General features: G+C 59.5%; 14 protein-coding genes. 12 read left to right on the top strand and 2 right to left on the bottom strand.

All coding sequences use genetic code 11. The features are described 5' to 3' along the window. Positions 1-60 precede the first annotated feature (60 nt). Genes recA through kdsB form a run of 6 tightly spaced genes read left to right on the top strand, consistent with a single transcriptional unit; the run spans position 61 to position 5,410 of the window. The gene (gene recA / locus OXU50_00355) at positions 61-1,089 is read left to right on the top strand and encodes a recombinase RecA (protein ID MDD9868342.1); all 1,029 of its coding nucleotides are present in this window, start codon (positions 61-63) and stop codon (positions 1,087-1,089) included. Continuing rightward, positions 1,079-1,549 (top strand): regulatory protein RecX, encoded by a 471-nt coding sequence (locus OXU50_00350; protein MDD9868341.1) that lies wholly within the window; start codon positions 1,079-1,081, stop codon positions 1,547-1,549. The genes recA and OXU50_00350 overlap by 11 nt, the downstream gene beginning before the upstream one ends. A gap of 11 nt (positions 1,550-1,560) precedes the next feature. After that, on the top strand, positions 1,561-3,348 hold the full coding sequence (gene msbA, locus OXU50_00345) for a lipid A export permease/ATP-binding protein MsbA (protein MDD9868340.1): 1,788 nt from the start codon (positions 1,561-1,563) through the stop codon (positions 3,346-3,348). After that, positions 3,345-4,496, top strand: coding sequence for a tetraacyldisaccharide 4'-kinase (gene lpxK / locus OXU50_00340; GenBank protein MDD9868339.1), 1,152 nt, complete (start codon positions 3,345-3,347; stop codon positions 4,494-4,496). The genes msbA and lpxK overlap by 4 nt, the downstream gene beginning before the upstream one ends. Continuing rightward, complete coding sequence (locus OXU50_00335; GenBank protein MDD9868338.1) at positions 4,489-4,695, top strand: Trm112 family protein; 207 nt, start codon at positions 4,489-4,491, stop codon at positions 4,693-4,695. Before lpxK ends, OXU50_00335 begins: the two co-directional genes overlap by 8 nt. Next, positions 4,661-5,410, top strand: a complete 750-nt coding sequence (gene kdsB / locus OXU50_00330; protein MDD9868337.1) for a 3-deoxy-manno-octulosonate cytidylyltransferase — start codon at positions 4,661-4,663, stop codon at positions 5,408-5,410. Before OXU50_00335 ends, kdsB begins: the two co-directional genes overlap by 35 nt. A 30-nt stretch (positions 5,411-5,440) precedes the next feature. On the opposite strand, the gene OXU50_00325 is transcribed toward kdsB, so the two are convergent. Both OXU50_00325 and OXU50_00320 read right to left on the bottom strand, forming a co-directional pair. Next, positions 5,441-8,875, bottom strand: coding sequence for an AAA domain-containing protein (locus tag OXU50_00325; protein MDD9868336.1), 3,435 nt, complete (start codon positions 8,873-8,875; stop codon positions 5,441-5,443). A gap of 243 nt (positions 8,876-9,118) precedes the next feature. Continuing rightward, positions 9,119-9,664 carry a Nif11-like leader peptide family natural product precursor gene (locus tag OXU50_00320; protein ID MDD9868335.1) on the bottom strand — a complete coding sequence of 182 codons (546 nt, stop codon included), beginning with the start codon at positions 9,662-9,664 and terminating at the stop codon, positions 9,119-9,121. Between the two features lie 167 nt (positions 9,665-9,831). On the opposite strand from OXU50_00320, the gene OXU50_00315 reads away from it, so the two are divergent. From OXU50_00315 to OXU50_00290, 6 genes are all read left to right on the top strand, one after another. Further along, positions 9,832-10,068, top strand: a complete 237-nt coding sequence (locus OXU50_00315; GenBank protein ID MDD9868334.1) for a hypothetical protein — start codon at positions 9,832-9,834, stop codon at positions 10,066-10,068. Position 10,069: 1 nt separating this feature from the next. Next, positions 10,070-10,237 (top strand): hypothetical protein, encoded by a 168-nt coding sequence (locus OXU50_00310; protein ID MDD9868333.1) that lies wholly within the window; start codon positions 10,070-10,072, stop codon positions 10,235-10,237. 108 nt (positions 10,238-10,345) lie between these two features. Next, on the top strand, positions 10,346-11,275 hold the full coding sequence (locus OXU50_00305) for an ABC transporter ATP-binding protein (GenBank protein ID MDD9868332.1): 930 nt from the start codon (positions 10,346-10,348) through the stop codon (positions 11,273-11,275). Beyond that, entirely contained in the window at positions 11,272-12,006 is a 735-nt protein-coding gene (locus OXU50_00300; GenBank protein MDD9868331.1) for an ABC transporter permease, read from the top strand. The genes OXU50_00305 and OXU50_00300 overlap by 4 nt, the downstream gene beginning before the upstream one ends. Position 12,007: 1 nt before the next feature. Continuing rightward, positions 12,008-13,951 (top strand): Gldg family protein, encoded by a 1,944-nt coding sequence (locus OXU50_00295; GenBank protein MDD9868330.1) that lies wholly within the window; start codon positions 12,008-12,010, stop codon positions 13,949-13,951. Continuing rightward, entirely contained in the window at positions 13,944-14,981 is a 1,038-nt protein-coding gene (locus OXU50_00290; GenBank protein MDD9868329.1) for a DUF4340 domain-containing protein, read from the top strand. Before OXU50_00295 ends, OXU50_00290 begins: the two co-directional genes overlap by 8 nt. Position 14,982 lies beyond the last annotated feature (1 nt).

The following is a 14,982-nucleotide window of genomic DNA, read 5'->3' as shown; positions in this document are numbered from 1 at the left end:
ATTCCGCGAACGCTCGTCGAGAAATTTTTCTTTCAACCTACTTTCCAAGGACACAAACCAGTGGATGAAAATCGCAAAAAATCATTGTCAGCGGCCTTGTCGCAGATTGAAAAACAGTTCGGCAAAGGCGCCATCATGCGCCTCGGCGATGTGCAGACCGGCATGGATGTCGAGACGATACCGACCGGCTCGCTGGCGCTGGATGCGGCGCTCGGCATCGGCGGCCTGCCGCGCGGGCGGGTTGTCGAGATTTACGGCCCGGAGTCGTCCGGCAAGACGACGCTGGCGCTGCATGTCATCGCCGAATGCCAGAAGATGGGCGGCGCCGCCGCTTTTGTGGACGCCGAGCACGCGCTTGATCCGGTGTACGCCGGCAAACTCAAGGTGGATGTTGACAACCTGCTGATCTCGCAGCCGGACACCGGCGAGCAGGGCCTTGAGATCGTGGACATGCTGGTGCGCTCCGGCTCGGTGGACCTGATTGTCGTGGACTCGGTGGCGGCGCTGACGCCGCGCGCCGAGATCGAGGGCGAGATGGGCGACAGCCATGTCGGGCTGCACGCGCGGCTGATGTCGCAGGCGCTGCGCAAACTGACCGGCAACATCACGCGCTCCAACACGCTGGTTATCTTCATCAACCAGATACGGATGAAAATCGGCGTCATGTTCGGCAACCCCGAGACGACGACCGGCGGCAACGCGCTGAAGTTCTACTCTTCAATACGGCTCGACATTCGCCGCATCGGCTCAATCAAGAAGGGCGACGAGTTTCTCGGCAACGAGACCCGCGTCAAGGTCGTCAAGAACAAACTGGCGCCGCCGTTCCGGATGGCCCAGTTTGACATTCGTTTCGACGAGGGCATCTCCAAGAGTTCGCAGTTGCTGGACCTCGGCGCCGAGCACGGCGCGGTCGAGAAGTTAGGGTCGTGGTACAGCTACAACGGCGAGAAAATCGGGCAGGGCAAGGACAACGCCCGCGCCTGGCTTGAGGAGCACCCCGAGGTGGCCGACGAGATTGAGCGGCGCCTGCGCGAGACCTTGTTCCGCGGCGGCGAGAGCGCCGAGGCCGCGCGCGAAAATGCCTCCTGAGAGCGCCGCCGACGAACGCGAACCGCCGCTGAAGAAAGCGCTGAAATACCTCGCCAGGCGCGAGTATTACAGCGCCGAGTTGAAGTGGAAACTGATGGGCCGCGGCTACCGCGAGGACGCCGTGGACGAGGTGATTGACGAACTGACGGCGGGCGGGCAGTTGTCCGACCGGCGCTTTCTTGAGGCGTATGTCACGGAACGCCAGCGCCGTCTCTACGGGCCGGAGCGCATCCGCATGGAGTTGCGGGGCAAGGGCTTTGACGATGCGCGCGTCGGCGGCGCGCTGGCGCAGGCGGAAGACCGCTGGCTGGACAACGCCCGCCGCTGCTGCCGCAAGCGCTTCGGCGAGGCGCCGCCGGCGGACGGCGGCGAATACGCCAAACGCAGGGACTACCTGTACCGCCGCGGCTATCCGGCGCCGCTGATTCGCGCGGTTTTGTCGGGCGAGTCCGGCGGCTGACGGCGGCGCGAATGGGGCACAACGGCGCGGCGCCCGCGGGCCATACGCCGCTGCAGATTTACCGCAGGCTGCTGGGCTACACGAAGGCCCACTGGGGCTGGTTTGCGCTGGCGATTGTCGGCATGGTGATGTATTCGCTGACCGACATGGGGTTCGCGGCGCTGATGAAGCCGTTTCTCGACGAGAGTTTTGTCGAGCGCAACGAGGAAGTCGGCGCGTGGCTGTCGCTGGCGCTGGTCGGCGTGCTGGTGCTGCGCGGCGTCGGCACCTTCCTGGCCGGCTACTACATGGCGTATGTCGGCCAGCATGTGACGAAGCAACTGCGCTTTGAGGTGTTTGAGCACCTGCTGTGCCTGCCGGCGTCGTGGTACGACCGGCGCCCGGGCGGCGAGATCATCTCGAAACTGACCTACAACATCGGCATGGTCTCGACTTCGGCGTCGAAGGCGCTGACCGTCATCGTGCGCGACAGTCTGACCGTTCTCGGCCTGCTCGGCTGGATGTTTTACATCAACTGGCTGCTGATGCTGATTTTCATGGCGGTGACGCCGGCCATCGTGCTGGCGCTGCGCTATCTGAGCCGGCGCTTTCGCAAGACCAGCCGCAGGCTGCAAGAGGCGATGGGCTACCTGACCAGCGATGTCGAGCAGGTGGTCAGCGCCAACCGCGCCGTCAAGGTGCTGAGCGGCTACGACTACGAACTGGCCAACTTCAGCAAGACCAACCAGCGCGCCTTCGACCGCGGCATGAGGGTGGCGCTGGCGAAGTCGGCGGGGGCGCCGTTTGTGATGCTGCTGATCGGAATCAGCATGGCGTGGATTATCTACCTTGCCAGTTTTCAGGCGGTTACCAGCGAGGTGTCGGTCGGCACCTTCATCTCGTTCATCATCGCGGCGATGCTGCTGTTTCGGCCCATGCGCAACCTCGTCAATGTCAACGCCATCGTGCAGCAGGGCATCGCCGCCGGCGAGAGTGTTTTTGCGCTGCTCGACACGCCGCCGGAGAAGGACACCGGCGCGAGAACCGGGCGGCGGTTTCGCGGTGATTTGCGGTTTGTCGGCGTCAGCCACCGCTACGACGGCGATGAGGATGACGGCGACGACGATGGCGGCGAGGCGCTGCACTTGATTGACCTTGAGATTGCGGCCAACGAGACGGTGGCGCTGGTCGGTGAGTCCGGCGCCGGCAAGTCCACGCTGGTCAGTTTGATTCCGCGGCTTTACGATTGCAGCGAGGGGCGCATTGAACTGGACGGGTGCGACATCCGCGACATCTCGCTGGCCGAATTGCGCGAACAGATTGCCTATATCGGCCAGGGCATCACGCTGTTCAACGACACCGTGTACAACAACATCGTCTATGGGCGCGATGTGACGCGCGACGAACTGCTGGAGGCGGCGCGCCGGGCGCACGCGCTGGAGTTTATCGAGCGACTGCCGCAGGGGTTCGAGACGCCGGTCGGCCACGCCGGCGCGCGGCTGTCGGGCGGCCAGTGCCAGCGCATCGCCATCGCCAGGGGGCTGCTGAAACGGGCCGCCGTGCTGGTGTTTGACGAGGCGACCTCGGCGCTTGACGCCGAATCCGAGCGCGCGGTGCAGGCGGCGCTCGGCGAAATCGCCGGGCGCCAGACGATGCTGATTATCGCGCACCGTTTCTCGACGATTGAAGCGGCGAACCGCATTGTGTTGATGTCGCGGGGGCGCATTGCCGAGCAGGGCACGCACGAGGAACTGCTGGCCCGGCGGGGGGGGTATTACGACCTGTACCGCGCCTCCGAATCGAAGAGAATGATTGAGTGAGATGGTCCGCGGCGGTGCGCGGCCTGGCCGGGCGCGTCTGGTACGGGGGGCATTGGTTGGGCGTTTTGCTGTCGCCGTTGTCGGCGGTTTATCGCGTCGGGCTGAATGCCCGACGGCTGGCGCGGCGGCGGCTTCCGGCGAAGCCGCTGGCGGTTCCGGTTGTTGTCGTCGGCAATTTGACCGTCGGCGGCACCGGGAAAACGCCGCTGGTGATTCATCTGGCCAAACTCCTGCAGGCGCGGGGGCGGCGGGTCGGTGTTGTCAGCAGGGGTTACCGGGCGCGGGTCGCGGGTTTTCCGCACCGCGTCGGCGACGGCGATGATGCGTTCGCGGTCGGCGATGAACCGAAACTGATTGCACAGGAAACCGGCTGCCCGGTCGTCATCGCGCCGCGGCGCAGGGAGGCGGCGCTGGTGCTGGCGCGGCATTGCGATGTGGAGGTGGTGCTGTCGGACGACGGCTTGCAGCATTCGGCGCTGCCGCGGGCGCTGGAGATTGTCGTCGTGGATGGCGACAGAAAGTTCGGCAATGGCCGGCTGCTGCCGGCGGGGCCGCTGCGCGAGCCGGTCTCGCGTCTTGACGAGGTGGATTATGTGGTGGTCAATGTCGGCGGCAATGCGGGGGCGATGGGGGTGGTTCATGGTGATTCTGCCAATCCGGTTGCTGGCGGCGCGGGCGCTGATGATGCAGTTGTCAATGTCGGCGGCAATGCGGAGGCGGGCGGGGATGTTGGCGCGGGCGGCGCCGACCCGTCTTCCGGCGCGCCGCAGATGAGCGTGCGCTTGTCTTCCTTTCGCCATCTTGTCAGTGGCCGCCGCGAGCCTGTCGGGCATTTTGGCGGGCAGTCCGTTCACGCCTGCGCCGGCATCGGCAACCCGCGGCGTTTCTTTGACTCGCTCGCTTGCGCCGGCATCGAGGTGCGCCGGCATGAATTTCCGGACCATCACGCCTGGCGCGTGCGCGACCTGTTGTTTGACGACGGCCTTCCCGTTGTGATGACGGCCAAGGATGGTGTAAAATGCGCCGCGCTCGCGCATTCCGGCGCCGAAGCGCTGCAACCTGTCTGGATTGCGGAGACTGAAACCCGGCTTGACGCCGGTTTTGAGAAAACATTGCTGAACCGGATTGAGGCGCTGATCCATGGATGAACATCTGCTTGATATTCTCGTTTGCCCGGTTACGAAGGGGCCGCTGATTTACGACCGGGAGCGGCAGGAATTGATTTCGCTGTCGGCCCGGCTGGCTTATCCGGTGCGCGACGGCATTCCGGTGATGCTGCCGGAAGAGGCGCGGCAGATATTCCAGGAGGAGTATGAACGCCACCGGAAAAAAACGCCCGACGCCTGACTTCAAGGTCGTCATCCCCGCGCGTTACCGCTCACAGAGACTGCCGGGCAAGCCGCTGCTTGAACTGGCCGGCCTGCCGCTGATTCAGCGCGTGCACGGCAACGCCGCGCGCAGCGGGGCGGGGGAGGTGGTCGTCGCCACCGACGACCGCCGCATCGCCGAATGCGTCGAAGGCTTCGGCGGCGAAGTCTGCCTCACCTCCACCGAACACGCCTGCGGCACCGACCGTGTCGCCGAGGCCGCCGCGCTGCGCGGCTGGCCGGACGACGCCGTGGTCGTCAATGTGCAGGGCGACGAGCCGTTTCTCGCCCCCGGCGACATCGCAATGGCCGCGTCGCTCGCCGCCGGCGATGATGACGCGGCCTGCGCGACGCTCGCCGTCCGGCAGACATCGCCGGAAGGAATGCAAGACCCGAACAAGGTCAAGGTGGTCTGCGACGAGGCGGGTTTTGCTCTGTATTTCAGCCGCTCGCCGATTCCGGCGGGGGAAGGGGAGTGGTTATGCCACCTGGGAATCTACGCCTACCGCCACGCCAACTTGAAGCGCTTCACCACGCTGGCGCCATGCGACCTGGAACGCCGCGAAAAACTGGAGCAACTGAGAATGCTGTGGCATAGTGAACGAATCCGCGTCGCCATCGCAACCCTGCCGCAATACCTTGGAATAGACACCGAGGAGGATTTGGCGATGGCGGCTGCGCTGATGGATGGATGATATTTTCCGGAAAACAATATCGCATGAGATTTATGCAGCCTGGTTTCTGTCACTGTCTGTTTTGTTGTCTATCCAGCGTTGAACGCGAAGGAAGCAACGCTCAAAATCATCACGCACCTGATAAACCCAAAAACGCATTACATCCCATCCAAGCTCTATAAGGCGCTGATTTCTTATTTGATCTCTGCGACACCGCTCACCGTCCCAATTGCGGTGATACATCTCACCGTCAATCTCAATATTCAGCCGCTTGTTGTCATCCACGATAATCGCGAAGTCGAGCACATATTTTTCGACTTGATACTGCGGAATGAGGCGAATTCCTGCTGCATAAAACTTGTTGTAGAACAGCCGCTCCCAATCGGACACCAGCTCGGGCCTTGCCACAGACGGGTATTCAGGGCCGCAATCCATGCTGTCTTGATTCCCCGACAATTGATACTTGTCTGAAACGCTGTCAACATAGGAGGAAAATTTGGAAAGATAGTCCACACCGTGATTGAGTGCCATCTTTCGATCGCCGACTATGACAAGAGCGGCTCGCGCCCGGGTAACTGCAACATTGAACAGGTTGGGAGTGCTTTTGAGAAAGCCGATGGCTCCTTTGCTGGCGCCTGATGATATGACTGGCGAGAAAATGATTATGTCGCGTTCATCGCCCTGGAATTTGTGGACTGTATCAGAGAGGAAGCTTTTATCCAGACGCTTGGAAAGTTCATCGTCGAAGCGCACCAAATCCCGAATACGATTTGCCTGTATGCGGAAAGGGCTGACCACACCGATGCTTCCCTGATAACCTTCCGCTACAAGACGGGAAATCTCACCCACAACAGCCTTGGCTTCAATTTCGTTTACAGCACCCCCAGCAGCGGGTCTCACGGTTTTCCCGGCAATATCAATCCAGCGAATAGCAGGCTCGTCTTCACGCGGGCGGAGTAGTCTGTCATAGTTGGTCGCTACCCTGAGGCGTCCGTCATAAAATACCTCATTGGAAAATCCGATAATATCTGCATGAGAGCGGTGATGGTCTTGCAAGGCTACGATGTCTTCACTGCGACACAGACTGCTCGCAACATCGAATAATGATCTCGTGGAGTATGCCCATCCCGGGTAGTCATTTATCAAATCATATTTGCTCAAAAACTGCTGATCTTGCTGCTTTGGCAGGGCGCTGATATGCCGAAGTTGCATCGGGTCGCCGATTATCACCACCCGGTGAGCGCGGTAGAGGAGTGGCAAAGCTGATGCGATATCACACTGACTCGCTTCATCAATAATTAAAAGATCAAAAAACCCGGGTTCAAGCGGTATTCGACCTTTGGCGGAAAGTGAGGTGACCGCCCAGCAAGAGAGGATTGGGGCAATTTGCGGGAAAAGGTTATAGAAGCGTCGGTATATTTCCTTGCTGGGTTGTTTGCCTTCGTCGTTCGCCGCAACTATCATCTGCAAGAGTGCACTATAATCACCGAGAAGTTTTCTTTGTTGTTCATTGATGCGGGAAGGCTGAAGCCTCAACCATGCCTTCCACAGGCGTTCAGAGTTTGTCGAAATGTCTCTCGTCAGCGCTCTTCGCTGTTCATTCAGTTCTTCGAGGGATGATAATTCGGCAAGACTCTCTAACCGCTCAAAATATTCAATTGCCTTGAGAGATTGTGCCACCCGGGCTTTTATCTGAGTTCGATATTCAAGCCATTGATCAGCAGTTGCAGCCTCCGCTGCCATCTCCGGCATTGGCAATCCAATTTGTGATGAGATTTCCTTGAAAGCCTTGCAAGCCTTGTTGAGGCGCTTGAAGCGGAAATTGCGGATCAACAGCCAAATAAGGCGAGTTAAAAGTGTTTGTCTCTCTTTGTCAGCTTGATTGATAACAGATATCAGCGATTGAGATTCCTGCTCAAGCTTTTGGCCTTCGACAATTTTGCATTGCTGAAAAATATCATCACCGACTTCCTGGCGAAACAACTCAATCTGTTGTTCCAGATGGTCAATTTTATTGCGGAGAGCAATCAAGGCTTCAATCTTTGCGTCAATCAGTTTGGACGACTGTCCAAGATTGGCATGTATCGTCTCATGTTCGCGGTACCGTGCCTGATTATCCGGGGTTGATGTCATGGAAAGTAATGAAACGAGATGTTGGGCGAAACGGCTTTGATATTGATTGGCTCCAAGACGCAACAACACTGGTCGCGACCCAAGTGCATTTACCCGGGTCTCGACGACATCTACCGCTTTGTTATTCTTGCTGGCAAATAATATGGTCATATTCTGCCAGGCTGCGTTCATGAGGATTGAAGTTACTACTTGCGATTTGCCTGTGCCCGGCGGTCCTGTAATGACAGTTACGGAGTTTGACAACGCCTGCTGCACCGCTTGCCGCTGTTCGCTGTTCAAAGGCAGTACTTCCAGCAGCGGTAATTGTTTTTTCGCTGGCCGAAACAACCATTGGATACCGCAGGAAATCAGCATCAGCACTGCTGACAAAGATGATTTCCTCGTTGTCGTAGATGGCTCATCGCTTTGCCCATCAATCCATGATCCCAAAACTGTACCCTGACACTTTCCTTTTGGAATTGATGTCAATACTCCGAGTTCAGATTCCAGACCTTTCGTATATGGTGGAGCTTCAGATGCGGTGAGGATTGCACGATTGAAGATACCCTGCTGACGCAGCTGACTTAAAGGCGCCCCTTTGCTTAAAGTGCGCGGATTAATATTTTCCAGCCAATCCCATTCCGGGCGCATGGTGCGTAATCGCATCAATAACTCATCAATGTCAGGTGGATTAATTGCGGCATCTCCCAGTCCAATCCCGTCCATTATCTGGCTTGCTTCCTCCATCAAGTTTGATTTGCCGGCATTGGGAAGCGCCTGCAATGCCTGAAAGTTAATTTGTGGCAAATCACCTGCCAGCATCATTCCACCCCCCGCATGATTGGTGTCCTGAAACCGGAAGAGCAGGATAGGCTCAACTTTGAAGCCTTCCCATCTGGATGAACGCACGAAATTCAATCGCACAGGGTAGCCTAATTGCACTACCTTTGGATTCCGGTCTCGGCGAACGCGCATCAAAAATCTTTGCCCGGATTCAGTTTCAAAAGGATTGCTTTTTTCTTGCTCCAGCATCGGCAGGACATCAAGTTCAACGTATTTCTGCCCGTACTTGGAGGTTGCGAATTCGCTAACACTGCTTGGGGTATCTTGGCTCAGACAGTCGAGATAGTATCGGCAAAGCCTGGTGAGCGAGGGGTCAGGCTGCTCAGAGGATTCCTCCAAATTTTCTGTGCTACTGGTCTCTTTGAGGTACCAACGGCAAGCTTTATCTTGCCGAAGCTTGCTCTTGATTTGGCCGGACAAAGCCTGCTCAACATCGTCTATGCCGATATCAAGCATCTGCTTAATATCTTTGATCTGGAGGCCGGGGTTATTTGCGACAGCCCTGAGTATTCCTTTTTCTACTTCATTCATCAGATATGCCTCAGATTTGACAAATAGAATCGGGAAGTCTCTCCAGCGATTAGCTTAATTTGGTTACATGAATAAGTAATAAACCCTGAATTTCTCTTTTTTTCCAGACTCAACAACATCCTCTTAATTCTATCCTTTGTGCTTTTCTTGAAAGATAAAGAGCTGTGACAACAACGGCGGATGAAGCGAGCCTTGATTCCCAATTCCACGAGCTCAATATCTAAATCCCGGGTAATTTACTCTTCAAACCCCACCCTTAACCCCCGGCGCCCCGAATTCCATCACATCTTTTGCCGAGCCTCCCGGCAGGCAGGCGGCGCAGGCGGGGCAGTCGGCGGGGGTTTGGGCGTTGGGGTTGTGTTGCAGCATGGCGTTGTTGGCGGCGCGGGATGCTTCGTCGTAGCCGCCGACGATGGCGTCCAGGTCTTTTTCCCTGATGGACATGGCGGCAAGGGCGTCGCGCATGGCTTCGCGCATCGCTTCATGGTGGATTTCCGCCCCGAAATGCTTGGCGGCAATCAGCACCTGCAGGGCTTCGGAGGCGGAAAACTCGAATCCGAAGTGTCCGGCAACGGCCAGAACCTCCTCCCTGGTCGTGACCTGCTTCACGGCGGCCTGCAACTCTGCGTTGTTTTGCAGTTCGTTGAAGAACGCCTTGTCTGTTTGGTGTGTGCTCATTTGTGCCTCCTGACCGTCGCGGTTTTGCGCCGGTTCAAGGCCGGATTTTACCACGCCCGGGCAGGGCGGTTTGTGGCCGTTTTTGCGGGATTTTGGCGGCTTCGGCGGCATTTTTTGGTCATTCGTCGGCCAAAAACTACCGTTCGTCGGCTTTGTGTGGCTTGCCGGTTGTATGCGGGTAGGCTCCTGTCGGCTGGCGGGCGAAATCAGGCTTGCCGGGGCCAGTGGAATAGCCAATGATTACGCAAACAAACAACCCCAATCGGGGAAAATCCCCGATGACTGAAACGGCGATCAAGGCGGCGCAAGAGCGCATCAACTACTATACGCGGTTGGTGTTGGCTTTTCTTGCGTTGCTTGCGGTGATGAGCGGCGGTCTGATTGCCGAAATCAGGAGCGGGGATTCTGATATACTGTCCACCATCGGGATTGGGTTGGCCACGTCGCTTTTTGTAATGACAGGCTACTTGGTCGCCAGAATAAATAGCCTGATAACGAAACTGGAGAAGCAGTAAAATGACACCACCCGCTTTTGAAATCGGCCCTTACAGCCCCTATCAGTTGGGCATGTTGATTTATCTCGCCGTCATCTTCGTTTTCACGATTTACATGATGGCTTTTATGCCGGAGTGGCCCGAGAAACTGTTCACCAAACTGTTTGGCCGCAAAAAGAAGAAGGACTGACCGCCAACGCCGAACTCCCCCGCCCCGCAGGGGGTTGAAAAACGCCGGGTTTTCCGTTAAAAATAGCGCCCGGAAATTGGGCCGGGCGCCCGAATGCCGTCCAGAACGATGATTAAAGTAGAAAATCTCTGCAAAACCTTCGGGCAACTGGTGGCCGTGGATGATGTCTCCTTCGAGGTGCATCCGGGCGATGTGCTGGGGTTTCTCGGCCCCAACGGCGCCGGCAAGTCCACGACGATGAAGATGGTCTGCGGGTTTTTGCGCCAGACCTCGGGGCGCGTCAGCATCTGCGATTTCGACATCGCCGCGCAGCCCATCGAGGCCAAGCGCATCATCGGCTACCTGCCCGAGGGCGCGCCCAGTTACGGCGAGATGACGGTCAGCGATTTTCTGTATTTCATCGCAAGGGCCAGGCAACTCGACAAGGCGCAGACCGCCAACGGCTTTGATTATGTCGTCGAGGAACTCGCGCTGCAAAGCGTCCTGATGCAGCCGGTGGACACGCTGTCGAAGGGCTTCAAGCGCCGCGTCGGGCTGGCGCAGGCGCTGATGCACGACCCGCGCGTGCTGGTCATGGACGAGCCGACGGACGGCCTCGACCCGAACCAGAAACACCATGTCCGGGCGCTGATCAACTCGCTCAGCAAGGACAAGATTGTCGTCATCTCGACGCACATACTCGAGGAAGTCTCGGCGGTGTGCACGCGCGCGCTGATTATCGCGCAGGGGCGCCTGCTGACCGACTCGACGCCGAAGGAACTGCTGGAACAGTCCCGCTACCACCACGCCATCAGCCTGCAAAGCGGCGACCGCGACGCGGTCAAGGCGCTGGAGGCGCTCGACGGCGTCACCGCCGCCGAGGAGGACCTGGTCCACCGCCGCTGGATTCTTTTCACGCAGAAAGACCGGCAGGAGGCCGTGTACCGCGATGTCAAGCGCTGCGTCGCCGACCGCAAACTGGCGGTCTCCGACCTCAGGATGGAGCAGGGGCGGCTGGACGAGGTTTTCAGGGAAATCACCGCCGGGAGTTTGTCATGAACGCAATCGCCGCGATACTCAGGAAGGAACTGGCGGGCTACTTCGCGACGCCGCTGGCCTATGTGTTCATCGTCATCTTTCTCGTGTTGATCGCCACCTTCACCTTCTACCTCGGCAACTTCTACGAGCGCAGCGAGGCCGACCTGCTGCCGTTCTTCCAGTTCCACCCGTGGCTGTACCTGTTCCTGATTCCGGCCATCTCGATGCGGCTGTGGGCGGAGGAGCGCAAGAGCGGCAGCATTGAACTGCTGATGACGCTGCCCATCAGCGTCACGCAGGCGGTGCTCGGCAAATACATCGCCGCCTGGCTGTTCACCGGCGTCGCACTGGCGCTGACTTTTCCGCTGTGGATCACCGTGAACCACCTCGGCGAACCGGACAACGGCGTTATTTTCTCCGCCTATCTCGGCAGTTTCCTGATGGCGGGGGCGTTTCTGGCGATTGGCTCGTGCATCTCGGCGACCACCCGCAACCAGGTCATCGCCTTCATCATCAGCATCGTCGTCTGCTTTGCGTTCATGTCGAGCAGCCTGCCGTATGTGCTCGACCTGTTCGAGCCGTGGCTGCCGCAGATACTGCTCGACACCATCGCCTCGCTGAGCTTTCTGACGCATTTCGCCTCCATCAGCAAGGGCGTGATTGACATGCGCGATCTGGTGTACTTTCTGCTGATGATCGTGTTCTGGCTGGCCGCCAATGTCGTCATTCTGGAAAACAGCCGGGGGCAATGACATGAAACGCAACATGCCGGTTCCGCAGGCCGTCGTCTATGTGCTGCTGGCGCTGACCTTTCTGGTGCTGACGATGCTGTCCAACATGGCGCTGAAGCACCTGAGGCTGGACCTGACCGAAAACAGCATCTACACGCTGTCGGACAACACGCTGAAGATCATCGAGGGCATTGACCAGCCGATCAACCTCTACCTGTTCTTTTCCGAGACGGTCAGCAGGGATTATTCGCCGCTCAGGAAATACCACACGCAGGTGCGCGAGTTGCTGGAGGAATATGTGTTTCATTCCGAAGGCGACATCCAGTTGCACCTGGTGGACCCGGAGCCGTTCTCCGAGGACGAGGACCGCGCGACCGGCTTCGGCCTGCAGAAGGTTCCGGTTCAGAACAGCGGCGAGTCGCTTTATTTCGGCCTGGCCGGCACCAACGCGGTCGGCGACATTGAGGTGATACCGTTTTTGCAGTCCAGCCGCGAGGTGTTCCTTGAATACGACATCGACAAACTGCTCTACAGCCTGCTGAACCCGAAGAAGCCGGTGCTGGGGCTGATGACGGGGCTGCCGATGTATCCGACCGGCCTCGGCTCGCCCATCGGCAACCCCGGGCGCCCGTGGGTCGTCATCGAGCAACTCGAGCAGTTGTTCACCGTCAAACTGGTGTTCACCGACACCGACCGCGTTGATGACGATGTGGACCTGCTGATGGTCGCGCACCCGCAGCACCTTGAAGACCAGACGCTGTATGCGATAGACCAGTATGTGATGGGCGGCGGCAAGGCGATTTTCTTTGTGGACCCCTACGCCGAGGTGCAGGAGATTCCGGTTCCGGGCGACACGCCGCTGCCCGACGCCAACATCAGGAGTTCGTCGCTGAACCGGCTGTTCAACTCGTGGGGGTTCGGCGTTTCCGAGGGCACCGTCGTCGCCGATTTCGACCACGCGCTTCAGGCCGCCGCGCCCGGGCAGGCGCCGCGCCGCCACATCGTGCTGCTCGGCTACAAGCAGGCCAACCTGAACCAGGAAGACGCCATCACGGCGATGCTCGGCCAGATCAACTTCGCCAGCGCGTCCAATATCGAGGTGATGGACATCGAGAAAATCCGGATGACGCCGCTGGTGCAGTCGGGCTTCAACTCGATGCTGATGCCGTTGCAGCGGCTGCGTTTCGTCGCCGACCAGGCGTCGCTGGAAAGGGGGTTTGTGCCGAGCGGCAGGGAATACACCATCGCCGCCAAGATCGAGGGCGAACTGACCAGCGCCTTTGACGGGCCGCCTCCGCCGCCGAAAGAAGAGGAAGCCGACGGCGAGGACGGCGCAGAGAGCGGCGAAGACAAGAAAGAGGAAAAGCCGGAGGCGCAGCCGCAATACCCGCACATCGCGCAGTCCACCGGCGCCGCCAACCTGCTGGTGGTGGCCGATGTGGATGTGCTGTCCGACCGGATGTGGGTGACGGTGCGCGAGTTTTTCGGCAGGCGCATTCAGCAGCCCCATGCCAACAACCGCGACTTCATCGTCAACGCGGTGGACCAGTACACCGGCGGCAGCGAGTTGATTGGCATTCGCGGGCGCGCGAGCCTCAGCCGCCCGTTCACCCGCGTGATTGAACTGGAGCGCGAGTCCAGCCTCAAATACCGCGAGACCGAGGAGAACCTTCAGCGCAAACTGCGGGAGACCGAGCAAAAGCTCAGCGAACTGCAAAGCCAGCGCGCCGATGTCAAATCCACCATCCTGACCGCCGAGCAGCAACAGGAACTGGCGGGCTTTCGCGCGCAGATGCTGCAAACCCGCAAGGAACTGCGCGAGGTCAAGCACAGACTGGCGAGGGACATTGACGCGCTCGGCGCGCGCCTGACGGCGATCAACATCGGCCTGGTGCCGGCGCTGGTCACGCTGCTGGCGCTGCTGTTCGCGTTCATCCGCCACCGCAGGCGTTTGCGGCATGAGTAGCCGGCTTTTCATCGTCGTGCTGGCCGTCGCGCTGGCCGCGGTCGCCGCGGTGGTGTTCGTCGGCATGGAAGATGAACGCGGCGGCGGGCGCGGCGCGCTGTTCCCGGACCTGAACATGGAGGCGGTCAACGAGGTCGCCTCGATTGAAGTGCGTTCCGCAGGCGGCGGGCAGGCGCGCCTTGCGCGCAATGAACAGAACCTGTGGCAGGTCGTTGACAAGGACAACCACCCGGCGGACACGGCCAAAATCCGCAACCTGCTGCTGGCGTTGTCGGAGGCCGAGAAGGTCGAGGAGAAAACCTCGCAGCCCGGCCAGTACGCGCAACTGGGCGTCGGCGACATGGACGCGGATACGGGCGCCGGCGTGCTGGTGCAGTGGTCGAACGCGCAGCGGCAGTGGGGGCTGATTCTCGGCAACCCGAGCCGGCAGTTGAGCGAGGGCCAGTTCGCGCGCATCGAGGGCGAGGCGGCGAGTTGGCTGATCAACCGCAGGCTTTCACCGGACGCCGACCCGCAGGCGTGGCTGGACAAGCGGGTTGTGCACATCGAGCCTGCCGACCTGCACCGGATTGTCATCAACAGGAAGGAGGGCGAACCGCTTGAGGTGGTCCGCGACAAACGCGGCGAACCGCTGAAACTCGCGGCGATGCCGGAGGGCGGCGAACTGAAAGACCCCGGCATGCTGAACCGGATCGCCGCCACTGTGGACTACCTTGACTTCCGCGAGGTCTATCCGAGAAAAGACGACTTCGCGCTGCCCGACACGGCCATCCGCGCGGTGTTTACGACATTCGACGGGCTGGAAATCGTCGTGCAGGCGTACCGCGTCGGCGAAAGCCTTTACGCGGTCATCGGCGCACAGCACAACGAAGAGGTGATGGAGCAGTTCAGCGCGGCGCAGGACAAGCGCGCGGAAGTCCGCGACAGGGCCGCATCGCTCGGCGACCATTTCTCCCAATGGTATTACCGCCTGCAAGACTCGCTCTACGAGCCGCTTGAGGCCACGCCCGAATCACTGATAGAGCAGTGAC

The organism is Gammaproteobacteria bacterium (assembly GCA_028817225.1).
Lineage (GTDB): Bacteria > Pseudomonadota > Gammaproteobacteria > Poriferisulfidales > Oxydemutatoraceae > Oxydemutator.
This window is presented reverse-complemented; position numbering and strand designations above follow the sequence as displayed.

What these genes read in the sequence shown, in the direction of transcription:
- OXU50_00320 (MDD9868335.1), bottom strand. Translation starts at nt 9,664, where the DNA reads ATGCCGCCGAAGCCGCCAAAATCCCGCAAAAACGGCCACAAACCGCCC.
- OXU50_00350 (MDD9868341.1), top strand. Translation starts at nt 1,079, where the DNA reads ATGCCTCCTGAGAGCGCCGCCGACGAACGCGAACCGCCGCTGAAGAAA.
- OXU50_00325 (MDD9868336.1), bottom strand. Translation starts at nt 8,875, where the DNA reads ATGAATGAAGTAGAAAAAGGAATACTCAGGGCTGTCGCAAATAACCCC.
- OXU50_00300 (MDD9868331.1), top strand. Translation starts at nt 11,272, where the DNA reads ATGAACGCAATCGCCGCGATACTCAGGAAGGAACTGGCGGGCTACTTC.
- kdsB (MDD9868337.1), top strand. Translation starts at nt 4,661, where the DNA reads ATGAACGCCACCGGAAAAAAACGCCCGACGCCTGACTTCAAGGTCGTC.
- OXU50_00310 (MDD9868333.1), top strand. Translation starts at nt 10,070, where the DNA reads ATGACACCACCCGCTTTTGAAATCGGCCCTTACAGCCCCTATCAGTTG.
- OXU50_00315 (MDD9868334.1), top strand. Translation starts at nt 9,832, where the DNA reads ATGACTGAAACGGCGATCAAGGCGGCGCAAGAGCGCATCAACTACTAT.
- OXU50_00295 (MDD9868330.1), top strand. Translation starts at nt 12,008, where the DNA reads ATGAAACGCAACATGCCGGTTCCGCAGGCCGTCGTCTATGTGCTGCTG.
- OXU50_00290 (MDD9868329.1), top strand. Translation starts at nt 13,944, where the DNA reads ATGAGTAGCCGGCTTTTCATCGTCGTGCTGGCCGTCGCGCTGGCCGCG.
- msbA (MDD9868340.1), top strand. Translation starts at nt 1,561, where the DNA reads ATGGGGCACAACGGCGCGGCGCCCGCGGGCCATACGCCGCTGCAGATT.
- OXU50_00335 (MDD9868338.1), top strand. Translation starts at nt 4,489, where the DNA reads ATGGATGAACATCTGCTTGATATTCTCGTTTGCCCGGTTACGAAGGGG.
- OXU50_00305 (MDD9868332.1), top strand. Translation starts at nt 10,346, where the DNA reads ATGATTAAAGTAGAAAATCTCTGCAAAACCTTCGGGCAACTGGTGGCC.